The 24,694-nt window shown below is 72.1% G+C and carries 25 protein-coding genes and 1 pseudogene; 12 read left to right on the top strand and 14 right to left on the bottom strand.

Features of this window, described 5'->3' with window-relative positions:
- From DVH02_RS23265 to DVH02_RS23255, 3 genes are all read left to right on the top strand, one after another.
- The coding region (locus tag DVH02_RS23265; protein WP_114625769.1) for a S1C family serine protease at nt 1-1,215 on the top strand (1,215 nt) is incomplete at its 5' end.
- 149 nt (nt 1,216-1,364) lie between these two features.
- The gene (locus DVH02_RS23260; protein ID WP_114625768.1) at nt 1,365-1,859 is read left to right on the top strand and encodes a sec-independent translocase; all 495 of its coding nucleotides are present in this window, start codon (nt 1,365-1,367) and stop codon (nt 1,857-1,859) included.
- Between the two features lie 115 nt (nt 1,860-1,974).
- A complete protein-coding gene (locus tag DVH02_RS23255; RefSeq protein ID WP_114625767.1) occupies nt 1,975-2,637 on the top strand; it encodes a hypothetical protein in 663 nt (220 codons plus the stop codon).
- A gap of 73 nt (nt 2,638-2,710) precedes the next feature.
- Here the strand turns inward: DVH02_RS23255 and DVH02_RS23250 are convergent, their stop codons facing one another.
- The 3 genes from DVH02_RS23250 to DVH02_RS23240 form a co-directional block, all read right to left on the bottom strand.
- Nucleotides 2,711-3,871, bottom strand: a complete 1,161-nt coding sequence (locus DVH02_RS23250; RefSeq protein WP_114625766.1) for an Mrp/NBP35 family ATP-binding protein — start codon at nt 3,869-3,871, stop codon at nt 2,711-2,713.
- Nucleotides 3,872-3,974: 103 nt separating this feature from the next.
- Nucleotides 3,975-4,553, bottom strand: a complete 579-nt coding sequence (locus DVH02_RS23245) for a DUF1003 domain-containing protein (protein WP_233518414.1) — start codon at nt 4,551-4,553, stop codon at nt 3,975-3,977.
- Between the two features lie 37 nt (nt 4,554-4,590).
- Entirely contained in the window at nt 4,591-5,913 is a 1,323-nt protein-coding gene (locus tag DVH02_RS23240) for a magnesium transporter MgtE N-terminal domain-containing protein (protein WP_233518412.1), read from the bottom strand.
- Nucleotides 5,914-6,109: 196 nt separating this feature from the next.
- Here DVH02_RS23240 and DVH02_RS23235 point away from each other — a divergent pair, with 196 nt between their 5' ends.
- On the top strand, nt 6,110-6,874 hold the full coding sequence (locus DVH02_RS23235; RefSeq protein ID WP_233518411.1) for a hypothetical protein: 765 nt from the start codon (nt 6,110-6,112) through the stop codon (nt 6,872-6,874).
- Between the two features lie 58 nt (nt 6,875-6,932).
- On the opposite strand, the gene DVH02_RS23230 is transcribed toward DVH02_RS23235, so the two are convergent.
- The 3 genes from DVH02_RS23230 to DVH02_RS23220 are packed head-to-tail and all read right to left on the bottom strand — an operon-like array spanning nt 6,933 to nt 9,227.
- Nucleotides 6,933-7,436, bottom strand: coding sequence for a hypothetical protein (locus DVH02_RS23230; RefSeq protein ID WP_114625763.1), 504 nt, complete (start codon nt 7,434-7,436; stop codon nt 6,933-6,935).
- A 53-nt stretch (nt 7,437-7,489) separates the two neighbouring features.
- On the bottom strand, nt 7,490-8,050 hold the full coding sequence (locus tag DVH02_RS23225; RefSeq protein ID WP_147286109.1) for a PH domain-containing protein: 561 nt from the start codon (nt 8,048-8,050) through the stop codon (nt 7,490-7,492).
- A gap of 52 nt (nt 8,051-8,102) precedes the next feature.
- Nucleotides 8,103-9,227: a magnesium and cobalt transport protein CorA gene (locus DVH02_RS23220; RefSeq protein WP_114625761.1), complete on the bottom strand. Its 1,125-nt coding sequence runs from the start codon at nt 9,225-9,227 to the stop codon at nt 8,103-8,105.
- A gap of 427 nt (nt 9,228-9,654) precedes the next feature.
- Between DVH02_RS23220 and DVH02_RS23215 the strand changes: the two genes are divergently transcribed.
- Complete coding sequence (locus tag DVH02_RS23215; RefSeq protein WP_114625760.1) at nt 9,655-10,251, top strand: suppressor of fused domain protein; 597 nt, start codon at nt 9,655-9,657, stop codon at nt 10,249-10,251.
- A gap of 106 nt (nt 10,252-10,357) precedes the next feature.
- Here the strand turns inward: DVH02_RS23215 and DVH02_RS23210 are convergent, their stop codons facing one another.
- Nucleotides 10,358-11,632 (bottom strand): MFS transporter, encoded by a 1,275-nt coding sequence (locus tag DVH02_RS23210; RefSeq protein ID WP_114625759.1) that lies wholly within the window; start codon nt 11,630-11,632, stop codon nt 10,358-10,360.
- 165 nt (nt 11,633-11,797) lie between these two features.
- On the opposite strand from DVH02_RS23210, the gene DVH02_RS23205 reads away from it, so the two are divergent.
- The 3 genes from DVH02_RS23205 to DVH02_RS23195 all read left to right on the top strand — a co-directional run bounded on the left by DVH02_RS23205 (nt 11,798) and on the right by DVH02_RS23195 (nt 14,207).
- The gene (locus tag DVH02_RS23205) at nt 11,798-12,436 is read left to right on the top strand and encodes a DUF6758 family protein (RefSeq protein WP_114625758.1); all 639 of its coding nucleotides are present in this window, start codon (nt 11,798-11,800) and stop codon (nt 12,434-12,436) included.
- Nucleotides 12,437-12,504: 68 nt separating this feature from the next.
- Complete coding sequence (locus DVH02_RS23200; RefSeq protein WP_114625757.1) at nt 12,505-13,383, top strand: PHP domain-containing protein; 879 nt, start codon at nt 12,505-12,507, stop codon at nt 13,381-13,383.
- A 218-nt stretch (nt 13,384-13,601) separates the two neighbouring features.
- The gene (locus DVH02_RS23195; RefSeq protein ID WP_114625756.1) at nt 13,602-14,207 is read left to right on the top strand and encodes a MarC family protein; all 606 of its coding nucleotides are present in this window, start codon (nt 13,602-13,604) and stop codon (nt 14,205-14,207) included.
- A gap of 83 nt (nt 14,208-14,290) precedes the next feature.
- On the opposite strand, the gene DVH02_RS35660 is transcribed toward DVH02_RS23195, so the two are convergent.
- Complete coding sequence (locus DVH02_RS35660) at nt 14,291-14,443, bottom strand: hypothetical protein (RefSeq protein WP_165840668.1); 153 nt, start codon at nt 14,441-14,443, stop codon at nt 14,291-14,293.
- Nucleotides 14,444-14,648: 205 nt separating this feature from the next.
- Here DVH02_RS35660 and DVH02_RS23190 point away from each other — a divergent pair, with 205 nt between their 5' ends.
- Nucleotides 14,649-15,566 carry an NYN domain-containing protein gene (locus DVH02_RS23190; protein ID WP_233518413.1) on the top strand — a complete coding sequence of 306 codons (918 nt, stop codon included), beginning with the start codon at nt 14,649-14,651 and terminating at the stop codon, nt 15,564-15,566.
- Between the two features lie 72 nt (nt 15,567-15,638).
- Here DVH02_RS23190 and DVH02_RS23185 read toward each other — a convergent pair whose 3' ends face one another.
- A complete protein-coding gene (locus tag DVH02_RS23185; RefSeq protein WP_114625755.1) occupies nt 15,639-16,487 on the bottom strand; it encodes an alpha/beta fold hydrolase in 849 nt (282 codons plus the stop codon).
- Between the two features lie 115 nt (nt 16,488-16,602).
- Nucleotides 16,603-18,411, bottom strand: coding sequence for a DEAD/DEAH box helicase (locus DVH02_RS23180; RefSeq protein WP_233518410.1), 1,809 nt, complete (start codon nt 18,409-18,411; stop codon nt 16,603-16,605).
- 529 nt (nt 18,412-18,940) lie between these two features.
- On the opposite strand from DVH02_RS23180, the gene DVH02_RS23175 reads away from it, so the two are divergent.
- A complete protein-coding gene (locus DVH02_RS23175; RefSeq protein ID WP_114625753.1) occupies nt 18,941-19,687 on the top strand; it encodes a ferritin-like fold-containing protein in 747 nt (248 codons plus the stop codon).
- 224 nt (nt 19,688-19,911) lie between these two features.
- Here DVH02_RS23175 and DVH02_RS23170 read toward each other — a convergent pair whose 3' ends face one another.
- From DVH02_RS23170 to DVH02_RS23155, 4 genes and pseudogenes are all read right to left on the bottom strand, one after another.
- The gene (locus DVH02_RS23170; protein WP_114625752.1) at nt 19,912-20,178 is read right to left on the bottom strand and encodes a hypothetical protein; all 267 of its coding nucleotides are present in this window, start codon (nt 20,176-20,178) and stop codon (nt 19,912-19,914) included.
- 170 nt (nt 20,179-20,348) lie between these two features.
- Nucleotides 20,349-20,573: pseudogene (locus tag DVH02_RS36380) on the bottom strand (DUF3107 domain-containing protein); the annotation flags it as partial.
- Between the two features lie 142 nt (nt 20,574-20,715).
- Nucleotides 20,716-21,357: a TetR/AcrR family transcriptional regulator gene (locus tag DVH02_RS23160; RefSeq protein ID WP_114625750.1), complete on the bottom strand. Its 642-nt coding sequence runs from the start codon at nt 21,355-21,357 to the stop codon at nt 20,716-20,718.
- A 193-nt stretch (nt 21,358-21,550) separates the two neighbouring features.
- Complete coding sequence (locus DVH02_RS23155) at nt 21,551-21,790, bottom strand: hypothetical protein (protein ID WP_114625749.1); 240 nt, start codon at nt 21,788-21,790, stop codon at nt 21,551-21,553.
- A 173-nt stretch (nt 21,791-21,963) separates the two neighbouring features.
- Between DVH02_RS23155 and DVH02_RS23150 the strand changes: the two genes are divergently transcribed.
- Together DVH02_RS23150 and DVH02_RS23145 are read left to right on the top strand one after the other, a co-directional pair.
- On the top strand, nt 21,964-23,010 hold the full coding sequence (locus DVH02_RS23150; protein WP_114625748.1) for an alpha/beta fold hydrolase: 1,047 nt from the start codon (nt 21,964-21,966) through the stop codon (nt 23,008-23,010).
- Nucleotides 23,011-23,018: 8 nt separating this feature from the next.
- Entirely contained in the window at nt 23,019-24,512 is a 1,494-nt protein-coding gene (locus tag DVH02_RS23145; RefSeq protein ID WP_199566389.1) for a DUF3152 domain-containing protein, read from the top strand.
- The last annotated feature ends 182 nt before the right edge of the window (nt 24,513-24,694 follow it).

The following is a 24,694-nucleotide window of genomic DNA, read 5'->3' as shown; positions in this document are numbered from 1 at the left end:
CTGGGTGAACGGCTGCTGCCCCCGTCCCCGCAGTGGGGCCAGTACGACCCCTGGAGCGCCCCCGGGCAGGGGCAGCAGCCGTTCACCCAGTACGGGGAGCCGGGCGGCAAGCGGCGGCGTATCGGCACGGCCGCCGTCGTCCTGCTGGCCTTCGCCGGCTGCGTTCTCGGCGGCGCCGTCGGCGCGTACATCGAACGCAACGGCGGCTTCACCCGGATCGAACTCCCGCAGGCCGGACCGGAGAGCACCGACCGCGCGCCCGAGAGCGTCGCGGGCATCGCCGCCAGCGCGCTGCCCGGCGTCGTCACGCTCCACGTCAGCGGCAGCGGCGAGCAGGGCACCGGCACGGGCTTCGTCCTCGACGGGAAGGGCCACATCCTGACCAACAACCACGTCGTCCAGCCCGCGTCGTCCTCCGGCGAGATATCGGTCACGTTCAGCGGCGGCCAGACCGCCCGCGCCAAGCTCGTCGGCAAGGACAGCGGCTACGACCTCGCCGTGGTCAAGGTCTCCGGGGTGTCCGGGCTCAAGCCGCTCCCGCTGGGCAACTCCGACAACGTCCGCGTCGGCGACCCGGTCGTCGCCATCGGCGCCCCCTTCGACCTCTCCAACACCGTGACGTCCGGGATCATCAGCGCCAAGGAGCGCCCCATCACCGCGGGCGGCGAGAAGGGCGACGGCAGCGACATCAGCTACGTCGACGCCCTCCAGACCGACGCCCCGATCAACCCCGGCAATTCGGGCGGCCCGCTGGTCGACGGCCGGGCCCGGGTCATCGGGATCAACAGCGCGATCCGCGCCGCCGACAGCGGCTCCGGCGTCACCGGCGGCCAGTCGGGCTCCATCGGCCTGGGCTTCGCCATACCGATCAACCAGGCCAAGCGCGTCGCCGAGGAGCTGATCAACACCGGGAAGGCCACCCATCCCGTCATCGGCGTCAGCCTCGACATGGAGTACGCGGGCGACGGCGCCAAGGTCGGGGCGAAGGCGGCCGACGGCGGCTCCGCGGTGACCGGCGGCGGCCCCGGCGACAAGGCCGGTATCCGGCCGGGGGACGTCATCACCGAGGTCGACGGGCAGCGCGTGCACAGCGGCGAGGAGCTGATCGTCAAGATCCGCGCCCACCGACCGGGCGACCGGCTGGAGCTGACCCTCCTGCGTGCCGGTAAGGAGCGGACCGTCTCGCTCACGCTCGGCTCGGCGGACGGCACCTGACGGCCACCTGAAGGTACCGCCCCGACAGTCCAGGAAGGTACCGTGGAGCGGCCCGGACCCCGATCCACCGCGACCCGCCCGGTTCACCTCGGGCCAGGACGACCCGCGTCCCCCGGGCCGCGGGCCCGGAGAACACAAGGAGCAGCAAAGTGTTCAGTGACATCGGCGCCCTTGAGGTGGTCACGATCGTGGTGATCGCCGTGATCGTCTTCGGACCGGAGAAGCTTCCCAAGGTCATCCAGGACGTGTCGCGCTTCATACGGAAGGTCCGCGAGTTCTCCGAGAGCGCCAAGCAGGACATCCGCTCGGAGCTGGGCCCGGAGTTCAAGGACTTCGAGTTCGAGGACCTCAACCCCAAGACCTTCGTGCGCAAGCAGCTCATGGAGAACGACGACCTGGGGCTGAAGGAGATCCGCAGCAGCTTCGACCTCCGCAAGGAAGTGACCGACGTCGTTGACGCGGTCAACGGCCATGAGAGTGGAACCGCCGTGTCGGACGCACCGGTTTCCATGACCAAGTCCCTGGGCGCCCAGGCAGCGGGCGGCGCCGCCACGACCGCCGCCGCGGCCACTCCGGACCTGCTCAAGAAGGCCGAAAAGCCCGTTCAGCCCGAACGGCCCCCCTTCGACGCAGACGCCACCTGAGCACGACCAATCCCTACGAGTCGGTAGCGGGTGGCTATCCTCCATCTGTCCGGCAGTGAGACGCCCGTCGGGGGCGGGCCACTTCGGACACGAGAGATCGAGGAGGCGCCGGCAGATGGAGACGACGAGTCGGGAAGGTGCGCGGGACGCGGCCGAGCCGGCGAAGGCCGAGGAGGGCCCCGGGGCCCTGCGTACGGTCGCCGGCTATCTGCGGGCCCCGTTCCCCTGGTACGGACTGGACGAGGCCTTCACGGGCCCGCGCTGGCTCATGCAGGTCGGCGCCGACTCCGACGGAGTGGTGCAGCACGGCGCCACGGGCCATGGTGAGGGGCCGTCGATAAGACCGGACACGTCGGCCGCGGACAAGGGACGGTTCGCGGTCGTCGTCACGGTGGGGACCAGCCCGGTGCGCAGGACCAGCGACGGTACGGGCCAGCTGGAGGCCACCACGGCGTCCTCGGCGGCGTGGCTGGCCGGTTCGGGGCTGCTCGCCTCGACCTGGCCCGCGCTGCTGGACCACGCGCTGCGCGACGACTGGCTGAAGCAGCAGACGGAGGCCGCCTTCGAGCTGGCCGACGATCTGACCGGGGCGGCCTGGTCGGCGCTCTCGCTGCCGGTGGACGGGGTGCCCACGCCCTTCCACTACCGCGAGTCCGAGTTCGGCTGGGTGCTCGCCGGCTCGACGGCCGGCCAGGTGCACCTGGGCGCGTACGGGCGCGGGATGAGCGCCTACGGCCTGGGGTTCTCGGTGATCGAGGACATCAACTCGTACGCCTGAGCCGACGCCGGGGCCGACCGCCCGGTCGGCCCCCGATCCGTCCGTACGGCGCCCGCCGGGCGCCGTACCGCGCTCAGAACTTGTTGCGCGGGGTGATCCCCAGCGACATGCCCGACAGGCCGCGCTGCCGCCCGCCCAGCTTGTCCGCGATCCCGCGCAGCGCGGTGGCGGCCGGCGAGTCCGGGTCGGAGAGCACGATCGGCTTGCCCGAGTCGCCGCCCTCGCGCAGCCGCACGTCGATCGGGATGGCGCCCAGCACCGGCACCTCGGCGCCGGTCGTGCGGGTCAGCCCCTCGGCGACCAGTCTGCCGCCGCCGGTGCCGAAGACGTCGATCATCTCGTCGCAGTGCGGGCACGGCAGCCCCGACATGTTCTCGACCACACCGACGATCTTCTGGTGGGTCTGCACGGCGATCGAGCCGGCCCGCTCCGCCACCTCGGCCGCGGCCTGCTGCGGGGTGGTGACCACCAGGATCTCGGCGTTCGGTACGAGCTGGGCCACCGAGATCGCGATGTCGCCCGTCCCCGGCGGCAGGTCCAGCAGCAGCACGTCCAGATCGCCCCAGAAGACGTCCGCCAGGAACTGCTGGAGCGCGCGGTGCAGCATCGGGCCGCGCCACACCACCGGGGTGTTGCCCGGGGTGAACATGCCGATGGAGATCACCTTCACGCCGTGCGCCGACGGCGGCATGATCATGTTCTCGACCTGGGTGGGTGTCCCGTCGGCGCCGAGCATGCGCGGCACGCTGTGCCCGTAGATGTCGGCGTCGACGACCCCGACCTTCAGCCCGTCCGCCGCCATGGCCGCCGCCAGGTTGACCGTCACCGACGACTTCCCGACGCCGCCCTTGCCGGACGCCACCGCGTACACCCGGGTCAGCGACCCCGGCCGCGCGAACGGCACCTCGCGCTCCGCCGTGCCGCCGCGCAGGGAGGCGGCCAGCTCGCGCCGCTGCTCGTCGCCCATCACGTCCAGCGTCACGTCGACCCGGGTCACCCCGGCCACGGCGGCGACCGCGTCGGTCACGTTACGCGTGATGGTGTCCCGCATCGGGCAGCCCGACACCGTCAGATAGACCGTGACGGCCACCGCGCCGTCCGCGCCGATCTCCACCGATTTGACCATGCCGAGATCGGTGATCGGCCGGTGGATCTCGGGGTCGTTCACCGTCGCCAGCGCAGCGCGTACCGCGTCTTCCGCGGGGGCGGCGGTTCCGTACGTGTCGGTAGCCATACGGAGATGGTACGGCCGTCGGCACCGCCTCACGAAAGCCCCTGGGGCCTCTCGTTTGGATCATGCCGGGCTCCCTCATCCGGCCTGATCCAAACGAAAGACCCTAGCGGTCGCCTTCCGCCGACCCCTGCCCGCCGCCGCCCCCGGGCCCCGGTCCGTCCGCCGGACGCCGTTCGGCCATCTCCCGCACCAGGTCCTGAAGCTCCGAGCGGATCCAGTCGCGCGTGGCGACCTCGCCGAGCCCCATCCGCAGCGCCGCGATCTCCCGGGTCAGATACTCGGTGTCCGCGATCGACCGCTCGTTCTGCTTGCGCTCCTGCTCGTGGGTGACCCGGTCCCGGTCGTCCTGCCGGTTCTGCGCCAGCAGGATCAGCGGGGCGGCGTACGACGCCTGGAGCGAGAGCACGAGCGTCAGGAAGATGAACGGATACGGGTCGAAGCGCAGCTCGACGGGGACGAGGATGTTCCACGCCAGCCAGACCACGATGACCAGCGTCATCCAGACGATGAAGCGGCCCGTCCCCAGGAACCTGGCCACCCGCTCCGAGAGCCGCCCGAACGCCTCCGGGTCGTATTCGGGCAGCTCCGGCAGGAGCCTGCTCCGCCGCGCGCGCGGCTGGTCGAGCCGGACCCGGGCGCTGTGCGGCAGGGCCGTCGCGCCGGTCCCCGAGGCGGCCTTCATCCGCTCCCGGCCCGCGCCGCCCTCCCGCTCCGGACGCTCAGGCATCACGGTCCGCCTCTTCCGCCTCGTCCGTTTCGTACGTCGCTTCCGTCTCTTCTGTCCCGTCGTCGCCCGCGTATCCGGTCTCGCGCCAGTCGTCCGGCAGCAGATGGTCGAGCACGTCGTCGACCGTCACCGCGCCCAGCAGCGCCCCCGTCTCGTCCACGACCGGCGCCGAGACCATGTTGTAGGCGGCGAGATGGCTGGTCACGGCGGACAGCGGGGTGTCCGGCGCGAGCGGCGGCAGATCGCTGTCCACGATCGAACTGACCAGCGTGTACGGCGGATCCCGCAGCAGCCGCTGGAAGTGCACGGTGCCCAGGTACTTGCCCGTCGGCGTCTCGTCGGGCGGCCGGCACACGTAGACCTGCGCGGCGAGCGCGGGGGAGAGGTCCTGGCGCCGCACCCGGGCCAGCGCGTCGGCCACGGTCGCGTCCGGGCGCAGCACGATCGGATCGGTCGTCATCAGACCACCGGCCGTGCGCTCCTCGTACGACATCAGCCGCCGGACGTCGGCCGCGTCGTCGGGACGCATCAGCGTCAGCAGCCGCTCCTTGTCCGCCTCGGGCAGCTCGGAGAGGAGATCGGCCGCGTCGTCCGGGTCCATGGCCTCCAGGACGTCCGCCGCGCGCTCCTCCTGGAGCTTGCCGAGGATCTCCACCTGGTCGTCGTCCGGCAGCTCCTCCAGGACGTCGGCGAGCCGGTCGTCGTCCAGGGCCGCCGCCACCTCGGCGCGCCGCTTGGGCGTCAGATGGTGCAGCACATTGGCGAGATCGACCGGACGCAGCCGCTCGAAGGAGGCGACGAGCCGCTCCGCGCCCTGCCCCTCCTCCTCCAGCGAGAAACCGGTGACGGCGGACCACGGGACGGTCAGCGTCTCGCCGCGCCTGCGCAGCGCGCCGCTCTTCCTGCCGCGCTCCACGAAGACCTTGTCGATCTCCCAGTCGCGGCGGGCGGGCAGCTGGTGGATGGCGACATCGAGGACGGTGACCTCCTCGTCGTCCTCCGTCAGCCGCACCCGCCGGTCGAGCAGCTCACCGAGGACGAGGCGCTCGGTCGGGCGCTGCTCGAAGCGCCGTACGTTCAGTACCCCGGTGGTGATGACCTGGCCCGACTCGATGCCGGTGACCCGGGTGATCGGGAGGAAGATCCGGCGTCGGCTCACCATCTCGACGACCAGGCCGAGCAGCCTCGGCGGCCGGCCGGTGACGCGCAGCATCGCGACGAGATCGCGGACCCGGCCCATCTGGTCGCCGTTGGGGTCGAAGACCGGGACGCCGACCAGATGGGAGACGAAGACCCGGGGCGTACCTGCCGCCATCGCCGAGCGCCTCCTTCTTGTCGTTGATTGTCCTTGTATCCAGCGTGATTACGGGTTCAGGCTAGCCCGAGTCACTGTGGCCCGCCGTGACGGATCCGTCCGCGCGGCGTCCCCGGGCTCCGCGTCGAGAGCTGCCCGCCGCCCGGGTACGCTGCGGTCTGCCACCCCCCAGCAGCGTATGAGAGGCAGTGCGTCTGTGACCGTTCTCCCATCGTCGGACCGGGCCCGCCGGGCCGTTCTCCCCGTCGCGTTCTGTCTGGGGCTGGCCGTGGTGCTCACGGCGTGCGGCGAGGATCCGGACGAGGGGACGAACGGGGTCGGCAAGCTCACGGCCGCCGAGATCGACAAGAAGGCGCGCGCGGCGGCGGGCACGGCGGGAGCGGTACGGCTCTCCGGGACGCTGGTCAGCGGCGGCGAGGCGTACAAGCTGAACATGCGGCTCAAGGAGAACGGCGCGCTCGGCTCCGTCGTCTCGAAGAACAGCACCTTCCAGCTGCTGCGGATCGAGGACGCGCTCTATCTGAAGGCCGACGCCGGGTTCTGGAGCCACGCCGACGACAAGGCGACCACGGCGCCCGGCACCTCGGACTCCGAGGCGGCGGGCAAGCTCGGCGACAAGTACGTGAAGGTGCCGGAGGAGGACCCGGCGTACAAGCAGCTCACCGGCTTCACGGACATGAACGTGCTGCTCGGCGGGATCCTGTCGCTGCACGGCGAGTTGAACAAGGGCGACCGCGACCGCATCGGCGGCGTACGGACCATCAAGATCAGCGGCAGCGAGGGGGACGGCGGCACGCTGGACGTCTCGCTGGAGGGCACGCCGTACCCCGTACGGCTGCAGCGCGCGGGCAACGGGGGGACGCTCACCCTCGCCGACTGGGGCAAGGACTTCGAGCTGGCGGCCCCGTCCAAGGGCCAGACCGTCGACTACGGCAGCCGACTGCCCAAGACCGGCGAGTGACGGGGGCCCTGTCGCCTGCCACGCCCTCACGGGGCGGCGGCCCAGGGCCGCCGGAGCCCTACCTGCCGCGCTTGAACAGCAGGCGCCGCAGCGGGGTCCTCACGGGCTCACGCGTCGTCGCGGCGGTCGGCAGCGGGGTGGCCGCCAGCGAGCCGCTCGGCAGCTCCGTCGTCGAGTCCCCCGGCACCAGCCGCAGCACCCGGCACTCCCGTGCCCAGCGCTCCGTCATGACCTCCGCGTCCGGCGCGTTGAGCCGCTTGCCCTTCAGCTCGGCGACGGCCGCCTCCCACTCCGGCGAGTGCGGCGCCAGCTCCTCGACGGCCGCGCTCCAGGCCACCAGCCGGCCGCCCTTGTCCTTGCTGCGTACGGTCACCTCGGCGGTGGCACCGGCCACGAGCCCCGGCAGCGGCTGCTCCCCCGGACCGTCCCCGACCAGCACCGCCGCGCCCTCGTGCCACACGTGCCACAGCGCGCGGTCGGGGCCGGAGCCCCGTACCCACACGAGGCCGGACTTCTTGGTGGCCTCCTCGACGAGCGCGGGGCCGAGCGGTGGTTGTGTCATGCCCGCAGCTTATCCAGCGTCCGCGCGGAGCACCGGGCGCGCACCCCACCCGCTCACCCCGGGACGGTCCCGGACAGGGTCAGCGCGAGCGCCACGACCACCTGGAGGAGCAGCAGATCGGCCGGGATCACCTCCCACCGCCGTGAGACCACTTCCCGGTCCCGCCGCGCCTCGGCGGACATGTCCCGGGAAGCGGCCCTGATCGCCTCGGCCGCCCGGACGGTCCCGCTCCGGCCGCGCGCGGCGAGCATCTCCTCGATCAGCGAGCCGCCGAACGCGGCGACGGCGTAACTCCGTTCGCCGCGCGCCCGCACGGTGAGCCCGCCCTCGGTGTCGACCATCAGATACGCGCCCCAGGGAATCCAGTCCCGGCCCAGCGTCCCCACCAGCAGCAGCCCGCCGTCATGGATCTCCACCCGGGCCCGGCCGATCCGGAACACCAGCCAGCAGAGGGCGAGCAGGACCGAGCAGACCATGAGCAGATCGCCCGGGGAGTCGTACGAGCGGGAGCTGAACCAGAACACCGGAAGCGCCACGCAACCCGCGCAGCAGGCCGTCAGGGTGGCGTACCGGATGCTCGGTCTGCGCAGCACGCGCGGCTTCACACGCTTCACGCTTCTCCTTGCCGGTCGGCCTCTTCCCCGGCCGCGTCCCGGGAGCCGGTGCTCAGAGCCAGCCGTTGCGCTTGAGCATGCGGTGAATGGTGAGACAGATGCTGGCGATCGCGGCCAGGACCAGCGGATAGCCGTACTTCCACTCCAGTTCGGGCATGTGCTCGAAGTTCATGCCGTAGATCCCGCAGACCGCCGTCGGCACGGCGATGATCGCCGCCCAGGAGGTGATCTTGCGCATGTCCTCGTTCTGCGCCACGGTCGCCTGGGCCAGGTTGGCCTGGAGGATCGAGTTCAGCAACTCGTCGAATCCGACGACCTGTTCGTGCACCCGGGCCAGATGGTCCGCCACGTCGCGGAAGTACTTCTGGATGTCCGGGTCGATCAGCCGCATCGGCCGCTCGCTGAGCAGCTGCATCGGCCGCAGCAGCGGCGAGGCGGCCCGCTTGAACTCCAGGACCTCCCGCTTGAGCTGGTAGATCCGGCCCGCGTCCGAGCCGCGGGTGCTGCCCTTGGCGGGCTCGGAGAACACATCGATCTCGACCTCGTCGATGTCGTCCTGCACCGCGTCGGCCACCGCGATGTACCCGTCCACCACATGGTCGGCGATCGAGTGCAGCACCGCCGATGGCCCCTTGGCGAGCAGCTCGGCGTCACCCTCCAGCCGGTGGCGCAGCGTGCGCAGCGAGCCCCTGCCGCCGTGCCGGACGGTGATGACGAAGTCCCGGCCGGTGAAGCACATCACCTCGCCGGTCTCGACCACCTCGCTCGTCGCGGTGAGTTGGGTGTGCTCGACGTAGTGGATGGTCTTGAAGACGGTGAACAGCGTGTCGTCGTACCGCTCCAGCTTGGGCCGCTGGTGCGCGTGGACCGCGTCCTCCACGGCCAGCGGGTGCAGCCCGAACTCGGCCGCGATACCGGCGAATTCCTCCTCGGTCGGCTCGTGCAGACCGATCCAGGCGAAGCCCCCGCTCTCGCGCACCCGCAGCATCGCCTCGTGCGGGGTGACACAGGGGGCGCTCACCACCCGGCGGCCGTCGCGGTAGACGGCGCAGTCCACGACCGCGCTCGACGCGGACGGGTCGCGGGTGGCGTCGTACGTGTCGTACTTGCTGTGCCCGGGGCGGTTCTTGCGCAGGGACGGGCGGACCGCTGCGCGAAGGTCACGAATCATCGACATGGCGGGCTCCTTCACGGAGAGGCCGTCGGCGAGCGTGCGTGGCACAGCCCGGAATGGGGACGTGATGCGTACGTCCGCAAAGCGGGCGGCACCGCGGGGCTCGCGGGGGACGGCTGTTCGCTACAGACAGGCAATTGCACCGGCGGGTGAAAAGTGCTCTTCCGTCGTGCGCGAGGCTGCCGGCCCTACCGGGCTGGGTGCCGGATCACCGGGAGACGGTGCGGGCGGAAGAGCGGTTGGTACTGGCCGGGTGACTTCGATCCACCGCAGCCCCACCTCCTCCGGCCGGTCCCCCGTGGGGGATGACGTGCGTCGGGACTGGAAAGCGACGCTTCAGCGTGCTGTCCCGACCAGCGGCCAAGACTATCAGCTGACCGCGGGCCAACGTGTAGCTATGCCCCGAGCGCAAGCGATCTATGCTCCCCGGATGGAAGAAATTCTCGTGCTGACCGAGGCCCGGCTCCGTACCGCCCTGGGCGAGCCCGACGCGCGGGCCGCGGTGACCTTCCTGGGCACGGACCGCTACGAGGTCCTGCGGTTCCGGGACACGGAGGGCGGCTCGGGCGTGGTGCGCTACGCCACCCTGGGGATGTCGGGACGGCCGATGACCGATCCGTCGGCGCTGGTGACCGACGCGGAAAGCGGCCCCCGGGCCGAGCTGGTCCTCTCCCTGCGCGCCGGGGCGGCCGACACCGACCAGGTGCTGCGCCCGCTGGCGGTGCTGGCCGCTTCCCCGCAGGTCGAGGGCGTGATCGTGGCGCCCGGCAACTCGCTGGACCTCGGCGCACCCCTGTGGCCGGGCGCGCCCTTCAGCTCGGTCCTGGTGGGGGAGCCGGGCGGGCTGGTCGCGGACCTGGAGCTGGCGGCGCCGCTGGAGCCCGTACGGTTTCTGCCGCTGCTGCCGATGACGCCCAACGAGGCCGCGTGGAAACGGGTCAGGGGGGCGCGGGAGTTGGAGGAGCGCTGGCTCACGCACGGTACGGATCTGCGCGACCCGCTGCGCCGTTCGGTGACGCTGGACTGACCGCTGACCGCTGACCGCTGACCGCTGACCGCTGACCGACTGACTCACCGGTCGGTCGGTCGGTCGGCCGCCGCCGCCCGGCCGGTCCGCCGCGACCGTCGGCGCGTCAGTCCGCGAAGACCGCGACGCCGTCCTCGCTCCGGTGGGCCGGTCGCAGCCGCGCCGCCTCGTGGGTCAGCGCGCCGCGCCTGAGTCCGACGACGGCCGCGCCCACGACCGCCGCGCCCGCCGCGACCACGAACGGGACATGGACATTCGTCCACTCCTCGATCTTCGGGGCGAGGAAGGGCGCCGCCGCCGCGGCGAACCACCGTACGAAGTTGTAGCCCGCGCTCGCCACCGGCCGGGGCGCGTCCGAGACGCCGAGCGCCAGCTCGGTGAAGACGGTGTTGTTCAGGCCGATGAACGCGCCGGAGACGATCGTGCCCGCGACGGCCGTTCCGTGGCTCCCGTACCCGATGACCAGCAGGTCGGCGGCGAGCAGCAGCAGCGAGCCGCCCAGCACCCTGAGCGAGCCGAAGCGCGCCTGGAGCCTGGGCGCGACCAGCACGGAGAAGGCCGCGAGCAGCAGGCCCCAGGCGAAGAAGACCGCACCCGACCGGTAGGGCGTCATGTCCAGTACGAAGGGGGTGAAGGCCAGCACGGTGAAGAACGCGTAGTTGTAGAAGAACGCCGAGGCGGCGACCGACGCGAGTCCGCCGTGGCCCAGCGCCCGCAGCGGATCGAGCAGCGAGGTCTTCGCGGCGGGCCGCGGCTGCTCCTTGAGGAACGCGGTGACGCAGACGAAGCCGGTCGCCATCAGGGCCGCCGTGCCGAAGAACGGGTAGCGCCAGCTCGCGTTGCCGAGCAGCGCGCCGAGCAGCGGCCCGCAGGCCATGCCGAGGCCGAGCGCCGACTCGTACAGCAGGATCGCGGTGGCGCTGCCCCCGGCCGCGGCGCCGACGATGACGGCGAGCGCCGTCGAGACGAACAGGGCGTTGCCCAGACCCCAGCCGGCCCGGAAGCCGACCAGCTCGCCCACCGACGACGAGGTGCCGGACAGGGCGGCGAAGACGACCACGAGCGCCAGGCCCAGCAGCAGGGTCTTGCGTCCGCCGATGCGGCTGGAGACCCATCCCGTCAGGAGCATGGCGAAGGCGGTGATGAGGAAGTACGAGGTGAACAGCAGCGAGACCTGGCTCGGGGTCGCGTCGAGCCCCTTGGCGATGGACGGCAGGATCGGGTCCACGAGCCCGATGCCCATGAAGGCCACCACGGAGGCGCCCGCCGTGGCCCAGACGGCCTTCGGCTGACGCGGCAGCGCGCCCGCCCCGCCCGCGCGCCCGGCGCCCGGCTCGTCGTCGAACGGATCCGTTCCGCTGCCGCTCTCGCTGCCGCGCATGGGGCGCCTTCTCTCTCCGGTGGAGCCGTATGTCGATGCGATGGACACATATTAAGTTAGGGAAGCTAATAAGTGCAATATGCACCTACCTCGCTCCGTCACGGCCCGGCTCGGACGGGTGATCGTCCTTGACGCGGCGCGGGACGGAGAGGACCGTTGGGCGCTATGAGGGGCCAACCCAGTTGCCCGAAGTGCGGTGGCCGGCTCAGGGCGCCCGGTCTCTTCGCCGACTCCTGGCAGTGCGACGCGCACGGCGTCGTCCATCCGCTGCAGCCGGTGATACCGCCCAGCGTCGAGGCCCTCGGAGTCGTCGTGCACCGCGCCCGGGTGCCCGTCTGGATGCCCTGGCCGCTGCCCGTCGGCTGGCTGTTCACCGGCGTCGCGTACGCGGGCGACGACCGCAGCGGCGGCCGTGCCACCGCCGTCGCCTGCTCGGGCCCCGGGCCGCTCGGCGGTACGGGGGAGCTGCTGCTCGTCGCCGAGGAGCTGGGCGTCGGCCTGGGCGCGCGCTACGCGGGCATCGAGGGGCCCGACCCCGGGCCCGCCATCTGTGTCGACAAACCGCCACAGACCAAACTCCTCGCGGCCGGCCGCCCCACCCCGCTCTGGCACATCCCCGAAGCCCCCCAGGACCGCGCGGTGTTCGCGGGCGAGGCCCTGGGGCTGTGGCTGTGGGCGATCGTCTGGCCCGAACAGTCAGGACTGCTGCTCTACGACGAACTCGTCCTGACCGACCTGCGGGACGTGGGTCCTGAGGTCGAGCTGCTGCCCTGCGGCGCCCTCTCGCCCAGGCTGCCGCACTGAGAGCCGCTGCCGGGGGCGGTTATCCTTGGGCGTTCCCCCGTCCGCCCCGAGCCCCCGGAGTCCGCGTCGTGCGCATCGATCTGCACACCCACTCCACGGCCTCGGACGGTACGGACACCCCGGCCGAGCTGATCCGCAACGCCGCGCGCGCCGGGCTCGACGTCGTCGCCCTCACCGACCACGACTCGACCCGGGGCCACGCCGAGGCCATCGCCGCGCTCACCGCCGCGAAGGACGCGGCCAAGCCGCTCACCCTCGTCACGGGCGCCGAACTCTCCTGCCGCCTCGACGGCGTCGGCCTGCACATGCTCGCGTACCTCTTCGACGCGGCCGAGCCGGAGTTCCTGGCCGCGCGCGAGCTGGTGCGCGACGACCGCGTCCCGCGCGCACGGGCCATGGTCGGCAGCCTGCGGGAACTGGGCGTGCCGATCACCTGGGAGCAGGTGGCGCGCATCGCGGGCGACGCCTCGCTCGGCCGCCCGCACATCGCCACCGCCCTCGTCGAACTCGGCGTCGTCGAGACCGTCTCCGACGCGTTCACCGCCGAATGGCTCGGCGACGGCGGACGCGCCTACGCCGAGAAGTACGAACTCGATCCCTTCGAGGCCATCCGCCTGGTCAAGGCGGCCGGGGGCGTCACCGTCCTCGCCCACCCCCAGGCCGTCAAGCGCGGCCGGGTCGTCCCCGAGTCCGCCTTCGCGAAGCTCGCCGCCGCCGGGCTCGACGGCATCGAGGTGGACCACATGGACCACGAGGGACCCACCCGCGCCAGGCTGCGCGCGGTGGCCGCCGAACTGGGGCTGCTGACCACCGGTTCGAGCGACTACCACGGCAGCCGCAAATTCGTGGAACTGGGCGCCTGCACCACCGACCCGGAGATCTACGGCGAGATCACCCGGCGTGCCTCCGGCGCCTTCCCGGTGCCGGGCTCCGGCGGACGCGGCTGACCCTCCCGCCGGCACCGGGGCCGTGACCCCGGTCGGTGGCTCCGGTCCGTGACCCGCGACCTGACCATGACCATGACCATGGCCATGGCCACCGGCTGGGGCCTGGGTTCTGGGGTCTGCCGTCCCGGGCCGGTCGACGACCGGAACTCCGCCCGGTCGGCTCCCTGACTCTGTTCTCCTCCTTCCCTTTCCGCTCACTTCTCGCAAGGCCCTTACCTGTGTTCGACTTCGCTGTTTTCGGATCCCTCTTTCTCACCCTTTTTGTGATCATGGACCCGCCCGGGATCACCCCGATCTTCCTCGCCCTCACCTCGGGACGGCCCGCCAAGGTCCAGCGCGCCATGGCCTGGCAGGCGGTCGCCGTGGCCTTCGGGGTCATCGCCGTCTTCGGGCTGCTCGGTCAGCAGATCCTGGACTATCTCCACGTCTCCGTACCGGCCCTGATGATCGCCGGAGGGCTGCTCCTGCTGCTCATCGCGCTGGATCTGCTGACGGGAAAGACGGACGAGCCGCAGCAGACCAAGGACGTCAACGTGGCGCTCGTACCGCTGGGCATGCCGCTGCTGGCGGGGCCCGGTGCGATCGTCTCCGTCATCCTCGCCGTCCAGCACGCCGACAGCGCCACCGGGCAGCTCTCGGTGTGGGCGGCGATCGCGGCCATGCACGTCGTGCTCTGGCTGACGATGCGCTACTCGCTGCTGATCATCCGGGTGATCAAGGACGGCGGTGTGGTGCTGGTGACCCGGCTCGCCGGAATGATGCTTTCGGCCATTGCCGTGCAGCAGATCATCAATGGCGTGACGCAGGTGGTCCAGAACGCCTGACAACGGGCAGCGCCCCCGTACGGGTGATCTGTACAGGGGCGCTTCGTCACTCGTATGAACAAGGGTGAACGATGGGGAAGCGGTTACGAGGCCGAGGATTCGGCCGGTCGGATATAGATGCGCTGGCCCATCGCGGCGGCCTGCTGCACGATCCGGTTGACGGAGGCGGCGTCCACGACGGTGCTGTCGACGGCTGAGCCGTCGACGTCGTCGAGTCGCATGATTTCGAAGCGCAAGGCTTCTCCCTTCGCCTGATCCTCCTGCTGGAGAACTATGGATGACGGAAAATTCCGTCGCTGGGTACATCAATGTGCAACGTGTTGCTCTCTGCAAACATTCCCTACCCTAAGGAAATTTTTGAATGGGTAACTACTGCCGGGTAAGGTGTCGGTCACGGAGAATGAACCCCGTATGAACGAGGCAGAAATCCACCCATACGACATGCCCGAGGGCATCCCGTACGGCGTCCTGGACCTCACCGAGATCGGCGACCGGCTGGAGCGCGCCAACGGGCTGCTCCAGCGCGTGCTCGCCGAGGTCGCCAAGACCCCGTCCACGCATGCCATCTTCGTCGACGCCGGTTACGTCTATGCTGCCGCTGGATTGCTGGTGGCGGGCACCGAGGACCGGCGCGCCTTCGATCTGGACGCCGAGGGCCTCATCGAGGCGTTCATCGACAAGGCCCGCATCATCTTCGCGGACAGCAGGCTTCTGCGCGTCTACTGGTACGACGGCGCCAGGCGGCGGATCCACACCTCCGAGCAGCAGTCCATCGCGGAGCTGCCCGACGTGAAGGTCAGGCTCGGCAACCTCAACGCGAACAACCAGCAGAAGGGCGTCGACTCGCTCATCCGCACGGATCTCGAATCGCTCGCCCGGCACCGCGCCATCAGCGACGCGGCGCTGGTCGGCGGCGACGAGGACCTGGTCTCCGCCGTCGAGGCCGCGCAGGGGTACGGGGCCCGGGTGCACCTGTGGGGCATCGAGGCGGGCGAGGGGCGCAACCAGGCGGAGCCGCTGCTCTGGGAGGTCGACAGCCAGCGCACCTTCGACCTGGAGTTCTGCCGGCCCTACGTCACCCGGCGCCCGGTCACCACGTACGAGCACGAGGGCGATCCGCCGCCCTCCCGTGACCAGGTCCGGTTCGTCGGTGCGCAGATCGCCGCCACCTGGCTGGCCGAGCGGGGGCGGGAGGCCATGGCGGAGCTGCTGCCGGGCCATCCGTATCTGCCGGGCCCGGTGGACCAGGATCTGCTGATCGAGGCGGAGAGGCTCCTCCAGAGGTCGCTACGGGGCCACGCCATGCTGCGCCGGTCGCTGCGGGACGGCTTCTGGCAGCACCTCCAGACGCAGTACTGACGCCTCCGGGCTCGGCAGGCAGCAGATGCTCGGTAGGCCAGCGTTCGGCGGGCAGGTCGGTGCTCGGTGGGCTCAGTACGAGGCGTGGGCGTCCCAGAACTCCGTCAGCGCGGTGGCGGTCTCGCACGGGCGGTCGGTGTTCGGCGAGTGCTGCGCGCCCGCGATCACCGTCCTGCGGGCCCCCAGCCGCTCGGCCATCGCGTCGAGCAGGGGTACCGGCCAGGTGTCGTCGCTCTCCCCGGAGATCACATGCGTGGGCAGCCGCCGCACGGCCGCCAGCTCCGCCACCCGGTCGGGCTCCTGCCTCAGCTGTCGGCCGGTCGCTATCAGCTGGGCCGGTCGGGTGCGCAGCCAGCGCGTCCGCAGCTCGGCGCCGTCGACGGGGGTCTCCTCCGGCGTGTCCATCGAGCGCATGAGGTTCCAGAGCTGCTCCATCGACATCGCCGTGAGCGCGTCGCTCAGCAGCCGCACCCGCTCGCGCTGCTCCTCCGTGACCTGCGCGGGACCCGAGGACATCAGCGTCAGCGTGTCGAACGGACTGTTGTCGACCAGCACGGCGGCGCGGGCGATCTGCCCGCCGAGCGAGTGCCCGAGCAGATGTACGGACGTGCCCAGCGCCTCGGCCTGCGCCAGCACATCGGCCGCCAACTCGCCTTGGGCGTAAGCCTCTTCGGTGTCCGGGCCGTCCGTCTCGTACTGGCCGCGGCCGTCCACGGCGACGGCGCGGTAACCGGCCGCCGTCGTCGGCTCCAGCAGCGCGATGAAGTCCTCCTTGCTGCCGGTGAACCCGGGCAGCATCAGCACCGTGCCCCGGGGCTCCCCGTCGGGCTCCCCGTCCAGGACGGCGAAGCGCCCGCGGCGGGTCGAGAGGGTGCGCGCACGCGCGCAGGGCGGCGGGGTGAAGGTCGGCGGCCTGCTCATACGACGAGGCTAACGACGTGCCGCGCGGGCCCGCACCCGGGTAGGCCGATGGCCCGGCACCCCCGGTGCGGGGGAGTCGGGCCATCGGCGTGTGGTGCGGTGCCGTGCCGTGCGGTCAGTCCTGCTCGGACGCCGCGGTCGTCGTCGTCCGGGCGCGGCGGCGGCGCGGCTTCGCCGGGGCCTCGCCGTCCGTCGGCTCGGCCGATGCGGCCTCCGGCGCGGCGACCGCGTCGGCCTTGGGCTTGGTGACGCGGGTGCGGCGGCGCGGCTTGGGCTCCTCGGCCGGGGCCTCGGGGGCCTCGGCGGCGGCGCTCTCGGCCACCTCGACGGCGGGCTTCACGGCGCGGGCGCGGCGGCGGCGCGGCTTGGTGGCCTCCGCCTCGGCCGCCGGTTCCACGGGCGCGGGCTCCGCGACGGGCTGCGGCAGCTCGACCACGGCGGCGCGGGTGCGCCGACGACGGCGCGGGGTGCGCGGCTCGGGATCCGGCAGGTCCATGGGCACGGCCGTCTGGAACTGCGGCTCGGGCTCGGCCACCGGTGCCTCGGCGGCCACCCGCGCCTTTGCGGGAGCCGCCGCCTTCGCGGGAGCCGCTACGGGGGGCTGAGCGGCTGCCGTCGCGTCCAGCGTGGCTCCGCCGCGGGTGCGGCGGCGCTGGCGCGGGGTGCGCGCGGGGCGCTCCTCGCGTACGGCGGGGGCCGGCGAGGCGGCGGCGGACTTGCGGCCGCGGCCGCCCGTCTCGCCCAGGTCCTCGACCTGCTCGGCCGAGAGCCCGGCGCGGGTGCGCTCGGCACGCGGCAGAACGCCCTTCGTACCGGCCGGGATGTTCAGCTCCTCGAAGAGGTGCGCGGAGGTGGAGTACGTCTCGGGCGGATCGGGGAAGCCGAGGTCCAGCGCCTTGTTGATCAGCTGCCAGCGCGGGATGTCGTCCCAGTCGACCAGCGTGACCGCCGTACCGGACGCGCCCGCCCGGCCGGTGCGGCCGATGCGGTGGAGGTAGGTCTTCTCCTCCTCGGGCGACTGGTAGTTGATGACGTGCGTCACACCCTCGACGTCGATGCCGCGCGCGGCGACGTCCGTGCAGACGAGCACGTCCACCTTGCCGTTGCGGAAGGCGCGCAGCGCCTGCTCGCGGGCGCCCTGGCCCAGGTCGCCGTGGACGGCGCCGGAGGCGAAGCCGCGCTGGGCGAGCTGGTCGGCGATGTCGGCCGCCGTGCGCTTCGTACGGCAGAAGATCATCGCGAGTCCGCGGCCCTCGGCCTGGAGGATCCGCGCGACCAGCTCCGGCTTGTCCATGGAGTGCGCCCGGTAGACGCGCTGCGTGGTGTTGGCGACGGTGGCGCCCTCGTCGTCGGGCGACGTCGCGCTGATGTGCGTGGGCTGCGACATGTAGCGGCGGGCCAGGCCGATGACCGCGCCCGGCATGGTCGCCGAGAACAGCATCGTCTGGCGCTTGGCCGGCAGCAGCTGGATGATCCGCTCGACGTCGGGCAGGAAGCCCAGGTCCAGCATCTCGTCGGCCTCGTCGAGGACCAGTCCGCGCACATGCGAGAGGTCGAGCTTCTTCTGGCCCGCGAGGTCGAGCAGCCGGCCCGGGGTGCCGACTATCACATCCACGCCCTTCTTGAGGGCCTCGACCTGGGGCTCGTAGGCCCGGCCGCCGTAGATCGCGAGGACGCGCACATTGCGCACCTTGCCCGCCGTCAGCAGGTCGTTGGTGACCTGCTGGCACAGCTCGCGGGTCGGGACGACCACGAGGGCCTGCGGGGCGTTGGTGAGCTGCTCGGGCACTGCCCGGCCCGCCTCGACATCGGCGGGGACGGTGACGCGCTCCAGGAGCGGCAGGCCGAAGCCGAGCGTCTTGCCCGTGCCGGTCTTGGCCTGGCCGATGACGTCCTTGCCGGACAGGGCGACCGGCAGGGTCATCTCTTGGATGGGGAACGGAGACAGGATGCCGACGGCTTCAAGCGCCTCGGCTGTCTCGGGGAGGATTCCGAGTTCTCGGAAAGTCGTAGTCAGGGTGCTGCCTCTTCTGTGAGACGCGACGCGAGGCGAACGCTGGGGGTCGTACCGCACCTGGGTACTCGGCCGGCCGTGGATTGGCCGGATGGCGCGGGACCACTGCCGTCGCTCGAGCGCTCGTGCCGCTGAGGGGGCCCCTCATCTGCGAGTCGTACGCAGCTGTGCGCACGGTCCGCGCGGAGGGCGGTCGGGGTCGGAGCCGATCGGGCCACCGACCGGGCATCCTCATGGGGCCTGTACGAGGCGACAACCTCGTTCAAACACTGGTCAAACACTGTCCTACACATGCGATGGCCCGCCGAAAAGTCGGCAGGCGCATTATCACTGTACCCCGGAATCGCGCATGTGTGTTGGGCGAAATCGGTGGAAGGGTGTGACAGAGGTGTCTGACCAGGCCCTTACACCCCGCGAAGAGCGGGCTATTGTGCGCAGCATGGAGACGCCCGACAACGCCACCGAGCCCGCACCCGCAGCCGAGCAGCCCACCGGAATCGCCGCCCAGGACTGGGACACGGCATCGGCCGAGCCGCAGTACCGCGCCGCCGTCGTGGACCTGCTGGGAGCCCTCGCCTACGGAGAGCTGGCGGCCTTCGAGCGGCTCGCCGAGGACGCCAAGCTCGCGCCGACGGTGGGGGACAAGGCCGCCCTGGCGCGGATGGCCGCCGCCGAATTCCACCACTTCGAACGTTTGAGCGACCGACTGCTGGCCATCGACGCCGACCCGACCGGTGCCATGGAGCCCTTCGGCAAGGCCCTGGACGACTTCCACCGGCTGACCGCGCCGTCCGACTGGCTGGAGGGCCTGGTCAAGGCGTATGTCGGGGACTCGATCGCCAGCGACTTCTACCGTGAGGTGGCGGCCCGGCTGGACGAGGACACCCGCGCGCTGGTGCTGGCGGTGCTGGACGACACCGGCCACGGCAACTTCGCCGTCGAGAACGTGCGCGCCGCGATCGAGGCGGACCCGCGCCTCGGCGGCCGGCTCGCGCTCTGGGCGCGCCGCCTGATGGGCGAGGCGCTCTCGCAGGCGCAGCGCGTGGTGGCCGACCGGGACGCGCTCTCCACGATGCTGGTGGGCGGGGTCGCGGACGGGTTCGACCTGGCGGAGGTCGGACGGATGTTCTCCCGGATCACCGAGGCGCACACCAAGCGGATGGCCGCGCTCGGCCTCGCCGCCTGACCGGCGCGGACGGCGGCACGGACGTACGGAGGAACAGACGTCCGGGACGACGCCCGTAGAACGTATGTACGGGACGGATGTACGGAGCGGCCGTACGGAGCGGCCGTACGGAGCGGACGTACGCGACGGGCCCCACGATCAGGGGCCCGTCGGCGTTCGAGGCGTTCGCGGCATCATGGGGTCATCGGGGCATCGGGGCATCGGGGCATGGCGTCATGACGGCGTCACGGCATGGCCCGGTACAGCCGGTGCGCGGTCGGGCGCAGCAGCAGCGAGAGCAGCACCGCCCCGACCAGCAGGGCGCCGGCCAGCGCGGCCAGCACATGGCCGGAACCGAGCGTCGCATGGGTCAGATACGCGCCGAAGAGCGCACCGAGCGGACCCGCCGTGTAGACGGTCCGGTGCGCCGGAAGACGGTGGGAGAACCGGTGGGCCGCGGCCCAGGAGAGACCCAGTCCGAGCAGGACCGATCCGAGGATTTCCAGGATCACTGCTGATCACCTCACGACGCCGGGGGTGGCACTGCGGTGCGGGCTGTCGCGCCCAGCACGTGACTACCCGCGGTGTCCGTATCGCAACCCTTCCGGGCCCTCTCCCGGCCCCGGCTACGCGCAGAGCGGAACCGCGCCGTACCCCCCGCCCGGCCCGCCGCCACCGCGCACAGCGCGCCGAATCCGACCCGTCGGGCCGCCGGCTCGCCGATTTCCACGTAAGCGATCCGCTCGGCCGGTACGAGCACCTTGCGCCCCTTGTCGTCCGTGAGGCTGAGCAGCTGCGCCTTGCCGGCCAGCGCGTCGGCCACGGCTCGCTCGACCTCCTGGGCGGACTGCCCGCTCTCCAGAACGATCTCGCGGGGCGTGTGCTGCACGCCGATCTTGACCTCCACGGCTATGTCCCTCCGAACGGTCTGCGTTGCGCGATCAGCCGCGCCGTACTCCGCACACATTAGCCCGCAGGGGCCATCCGGAAGACGCCGCGGCCCACGCCCGCAGCGAACACGCCCCCCGGAGGGTCGGCCGCCGGCCCGGTCAGTGCGGATCGGTGCCGTGCAGGGGGAACCCGGCGATGCCGCGCCAGGCCAGTGAGGTGAGCAGCCGGACGGCCTGCTCGCGGGGGATGGCCGACGAGCTGGAAAGCCAATACCGCGCGACCACCTGGGAGACCCCGCCGAGCCCCACGGCCAGCAGCATGGACTCCTCCTTGGAGAGCCCGGTGTCCTCCGCGATCACGTCGGAGATCGCCTCCGCGCACTGCAGGGCGACCCGGTCGACGCGCTCGCGCACCGCCGGCTCGTTCGTCAGGTCCGACTCGAAGACCAGCCGGAACGCGCCGCCCTCGTCCTCCACGTACGCGAAGTAGGCGTCCATCGTCGCCTCGACGCGCAGCTTGTTGTCCGTCGTGGACGCGAGCGCCGTGCGGACCGCCTGGAGCAGCGACTCGCAGTGCTGGTCGAGCAGGGCGAGATACAGCTCGAGCTTGCCGGGGAAGTGCTGGTAGAGGACGGGCTTGCTGACGCCCGCCCGCTCGGCGATGTCGTCCATCGCGGCCGCGTGGTAGCCCTGCGCGACGAATACTTCCTGCGCCGCGCCCAGCAACTGGTTGCGTCGGGCGCGGCGCGGCAGGCGGGTGCCTCGCGGGCGGGCCGCCTCGGTCTGCTCTATGGCTGTCACGCCGCCTCCCAAAAATCGTTCCGGTGCGCGCGATGCGCCACTCCGCCATCGTACTTTTGGGTAACGACACGGCGCGTCGTGCGGACGCAGAATTTCACGGAGCCCGCCCTTTCGGAAGTTCGGGCCAAACCTCGGACCGCGACGCGTCCGGGCGCGCGGGTGCCCACAGGCCGTGCCGGGGCCGCGCTCCCGGCTACGGCCGGTAGTCGTCCTCGTCGTTCCCGGCGGTGCGCGCCTGCTCCGCCACGTCGCCCTCGCTCGCCGCGTCCTGGTCGACGTGGGTGAGGGGGTCGTCGCCGTGCTGCCGTACCTCCCGCCGCTGCTCGGCCGCGTCGGCCTCGGGGACCTCGGCGGAGTGTCCGGACGGGTCGGTGTTCTCGGCGTCCTCGTCGTCCGGCGCGAAGGTGTCGGGGTCTGTGGGATCGACCGCCATGCCGTCCCCCTTTCCTCATCTCCGAGCCTAAGCGCTGTCCGACGGATCCCGCCTGGCCCGCGACGCCCGGAACGATCCGGACGAGAGGCCCGGGAGCCACCGGGGGCCGCGCCGTGCGGCCTGTGAGCGCGAACACGTGAATCCGGGCGTGATCGTCTCGTAACATTGCCCGCATGTCTTCGACCGAGCTGCCGGAAACCATCGCCGCCGCGGTGGCTCCGAAGGCGAGCCCCGTGCGGGCCGCGCCAGGGGAGAGGCTCTCCCGCGTCGAGCTGGCGGGGCTCACGCTGAACGTACGGTCACGGCCCGCGACCCGGGTCGGGGCGCCGCCCGCGCTGTATGTGCACGGGTTGGGCGGCTCCTCGCGGAACTGGTCGGCGCTGATGCCGCTGTTGGAGGACGTCGTCGACGGCGCGGCCGTCGATCTGCCCGGCTTCGGGGACTCGGCGCCGCCGTGCGACGGGAACTACTCGGTCACCGCCCACGCCCGCGCCGTCGTCCGGCTGCTGGACGCGGGCGGGCGCGGCCCCGTGCATCTGTTCGGCAACTCGCTCGGCGGCGCCGTGGCCACCCAGATCGCCGCCGCCCGGCCCGACCTGGTGCGCACCCTGACGCTGATCTCACCGGCGCTCCCGGAGATCCGGGTGCAGCGCACGGCGGTGCCCACGGCTCTGATCGCGGTGCCGGGACTCGCCTCCCTGTTCAGCCGGGTCACCAGGGAGTGGACGGCGCGGCGGCGCACCCTGGGCGCGATGTCCCTGACCTACGGGGACCCCGCGAACATCGACGAGGAGGAGCTGCGCGGCGCGGTGGCGGAGCTGGAGCGCAGGCTCCAACTCCCGCATTTCTGGCAGGCGATGACGGGCTCGACGCGCGGTATCGTCAACGCGTACACGCTCGGCGGCCAGCACGGACTGTGGCGGCGCGCCGAGCGCGTGCTCGCGCCGACCCTGCTCGTCTACGGCGGGCGGGATCAGCTGGTTTCGTACCGTATGGCGCGCAGGGCGTCGGCGGCTTTCCGTGATTCCCGGCTCCTTACGCTGCCCGACGCCGGCCATGTCGCCATGATGGAGTACCCGGGAGAGGTCGCTCGGGCCGGCCGGGACCTCATCGGTGCGTACGAAGACGCGCGCGCGGAGGACGACGGACGAGAAGCGAACGACGCGCGTGCCGCAGAAGTCACGCGAGAACACGACGTAGTCGAAGACGGCAGGAGCTGATCCGGGGCGTGGGAAGACACAGCCGCAAAGGTCCCGCGTCCCAGGGCGTTCCGAGCGCACCGGACGCCGGACGCGGCGCCCCGGGCGGCGGCCAGGAGGCGGGCACCGGCAACGGCAGGCGTCGGCGCGGTCCCGCGGTACCCGGCGTGGACGGCCATGTCCCGCCGCCGTACGAGACGCCCGCGCACGGCATGCCGCGGGTGCGCGGCGGCCATCCCGAACAGCGTGAGCCCGGGGGCGGTTGGGGCTCCACCCAGCGCTACGGCGACTGGCAGGGCGACCCCGCGCGCGCCCCGCTCCAGGGCCGGGGCGCCGCCCCCGGCACCGCCGCCGCGCCGCGCCGCGCCCCGCGCGGCGGTCCTGAGGGCCGCGAACCGGGCACGGCCGGGGGGCCTACGGTCCCCGGTCCGCGCCGCGAGTTCATCGACGCGTTCGACGCCATGGAGACGTTCGAGGCGCCGCGCGCCAGGACCCTCAGCCGACCGGGCCCGGCGGACCGGCTCCCCACGGCACCGGCCCCCGGCACCACCGCCGACGACCGAGGGACCGACGACCGCGCGACCGACGACCGCGCCGGGCAGGAACAGGACGCGGGCCGTGAGCGGGACGGCGCGGGAACCGGCGGCGACGGTACGGGCCCCGGCCCCGAGGTCCCCGGCCCGCGCGACCCCGCCAAGAACGGCAAGGGGCGCGCCTTCACCGGGATCGCCGCCGCCGCGGTCACCACCGTCCTCGCCGTCGTCGTGGCCGGACAGGTGACCGACGGCGGCGCGGAGCCGACCGGAGCCAGGGCGGCCGACGGGGCCGACCGTACGGACCGGAGCGCGGACGCCTCGCGCTCCGACGGCAGGAGCGTGCCGACGCCCAACGGGAGCGCGGGCGCCGCCGCCCCCGCCGCGCCCACCTACGCGCAGCTGATGACCCGGCAGTTCACACTCGCCCCGGACCTGACCGCCTCCGGCGAGTTCACCGCCGTCCCCGGACTGGACCGGGCGCCGGGCAAGGGGCAGAAGTTCCGCTACCGCGTGGACATCGAGAACGGACTCGGCCTCGACGGCGGGCTGTTCGCCGACGCCGTCCAGAAAACCCTGAACGACAACCGGAGTTGGGCGCACAACGGCGCCATGACCTTCGAGCGGATCTCCAGTGGCCGGCCCGACTTCGTGATCACGCTGGCCAGTCCAGGCACCACCGGTGTCTGGTGCCAGAAGTCCGGTCTTGACACCACGGTCGACAACGTCTCCTGCGACTCCGCCGCCACCGACCGGGTCATGATCAACGCCTTCCGCTGGGCCCAGGGCGCCAAGACCTTCGGCGCCAAGTCGATGCACAGCTACCGGCAGATGCTCATCAACCACGAGGTCGGCCACCGGCTCGGACGCAACCACGAGAGCTGCCGCACCCCCGGCGCGCTCGCCCCGGTGATGCAGCAGCAGACCAAGACACTGGACATCGACGGAATCAAGTGCCTGCCCAACCCGTGGGTCTTCCCCACCGCGTGAGCCGCGGGCGCCGCGTGGGCCACGAGCGCCGCGTGGGCCACGAGCGCCGCAGGCGCCGCGCGCGAGCCGTCGGCGCGGCCGGAGCACGGTCCGGCCGCCCGGCCGCCCGCCTGCCCGCACCCGCGGCCGGGTCCGGATCCACGCCCGTAAGCCGCGCCCCGGCCCGTGTCCGTGCCCGTGTC

Source organism: Streptomyces corynorhini (assembly GCF_003346515.1).
In the GTDB taxonomy this organism is placed as follows: Bacteria; Actinomycetota; Actinomycetes; order Streptomycetales; family Streptomycetaceae; genus Streptomyces; species Streptomyces corynorhini.
This window is presented reverse-complemented; position numbering and strand designations above follow the sequence as displayed.

Excerpts from the sequence above, each read along its gene's own strand:
- DVH02_RS23255 (WP_114625767.1), top strand. The coding sequence starts at position 1,975 with ATGGAGACGACGAGTCGGGAAGGTGCGCGGGACGCGGCCGAGCCGGCG.
- DVH02_RS23250 (WP_114625766.1), bottom strand. The coding sequence starts at position 3,871 with ATGGCTACCGACACGTACGGAACCGCCGCCCCCGCGGAAGACGCGGTA.
- DVH02_RS23245 (WP_233518414.1), bottom strand. The coding sequence starts at position 4,553 with ATGAAGGCCGCCTCGGGGACCGGCGCGACGGCCCTGCCGCACAGCGCC.
- DVH02_RS23240 (WP_233518412.1), bottom strand. The coding sequence starts at position 5,913 with ATGGCGGCAGGTACGCCCCGGGTCTTCGTCTCCCATCTGGTCGGCGTC.
- DVH02_RS23230 (WP_114625763.1), bottom strand. The coding sequence starts at position 7,436 with ATGACACAACCACCGCTCGGCCCCGCGCTCGTCGAGGAGGCCACCAAG.
- DVH02_RS23220 (WP_114625761.1), bottom strand. The coding sequence starts at position 9,227 with ATGTCGATGATTCGTGACCTTCGCGCAGCGGTCCGCCCGTCCCTGCGC.
- DVH02_RS23215 (WP_114625760.1), top strand. The coding sequence starts at position 9,655 with ATGGAAGAAATTCTCGTGCTGACCGAGGCCCGGCTCCGTACCGCCCTG.
- DVH02_RS23210 (WP_114625759.1), bottom strand. The coding sequence starts at position 11,632 with ATGCGCGGCAGCGAGAGCGGCAGCGGAACGGATCCGTTCGACGACGAG.
- DVH02_RS23205 (WP_114625758.1), top strand. The coding sequence starts at position 11,798 with ATGAGGGGCCAACCCAGTTGCCCGAAGTGCGGTGGCCGGCTCAGGGCG.
- DVH02_RS23190 (WP_233518413.1), top strand. The coding sequence starts at position 14,649 with ATGCCCGAGGGCATCCCGTACGGCGTCCTGGACCTCACCGAGATCGGC.
- DVH02_RS23185 (WP_114625755.1), bottom strand. The coding sequence starts at position 16,487 with ATGAGCAGGCCGCCGACCTTCACCCCGCCGCCCTGCGCGCGTGCGCGC.
- DVH02_RS23180 (WP_233518410.1), bottom strand. The coding sequence starts at position 18,411 with ATGACCCTGCCGGTCGCCCTGTCCGGCAAGGACGTCATCGGCCAGGCC.
- DVH02_RS23175 (WP_114625753.1), top strand. The coding sequence starts at position 18,941 with ATGGAGACGCCCGACAACGCCACCGAGCCCGCACCCGCAGCCGAGCAG.
- DVH02_RS23155 (WP_114625749.1), bottom strand. The coding sequence starts at position 21,790 with ATGGCGGTCGATCCCACAGACCCCGACACCTTCGCGCCGGACGACGAG.
- DVH02_RS23150 (WP_114625748.1), top strand. The coding sequence starts at position 21,964 with ATGTCTTCGACCGAGCTGCCGGAAACCATCGCCGCCGCGGTGGCTCCG.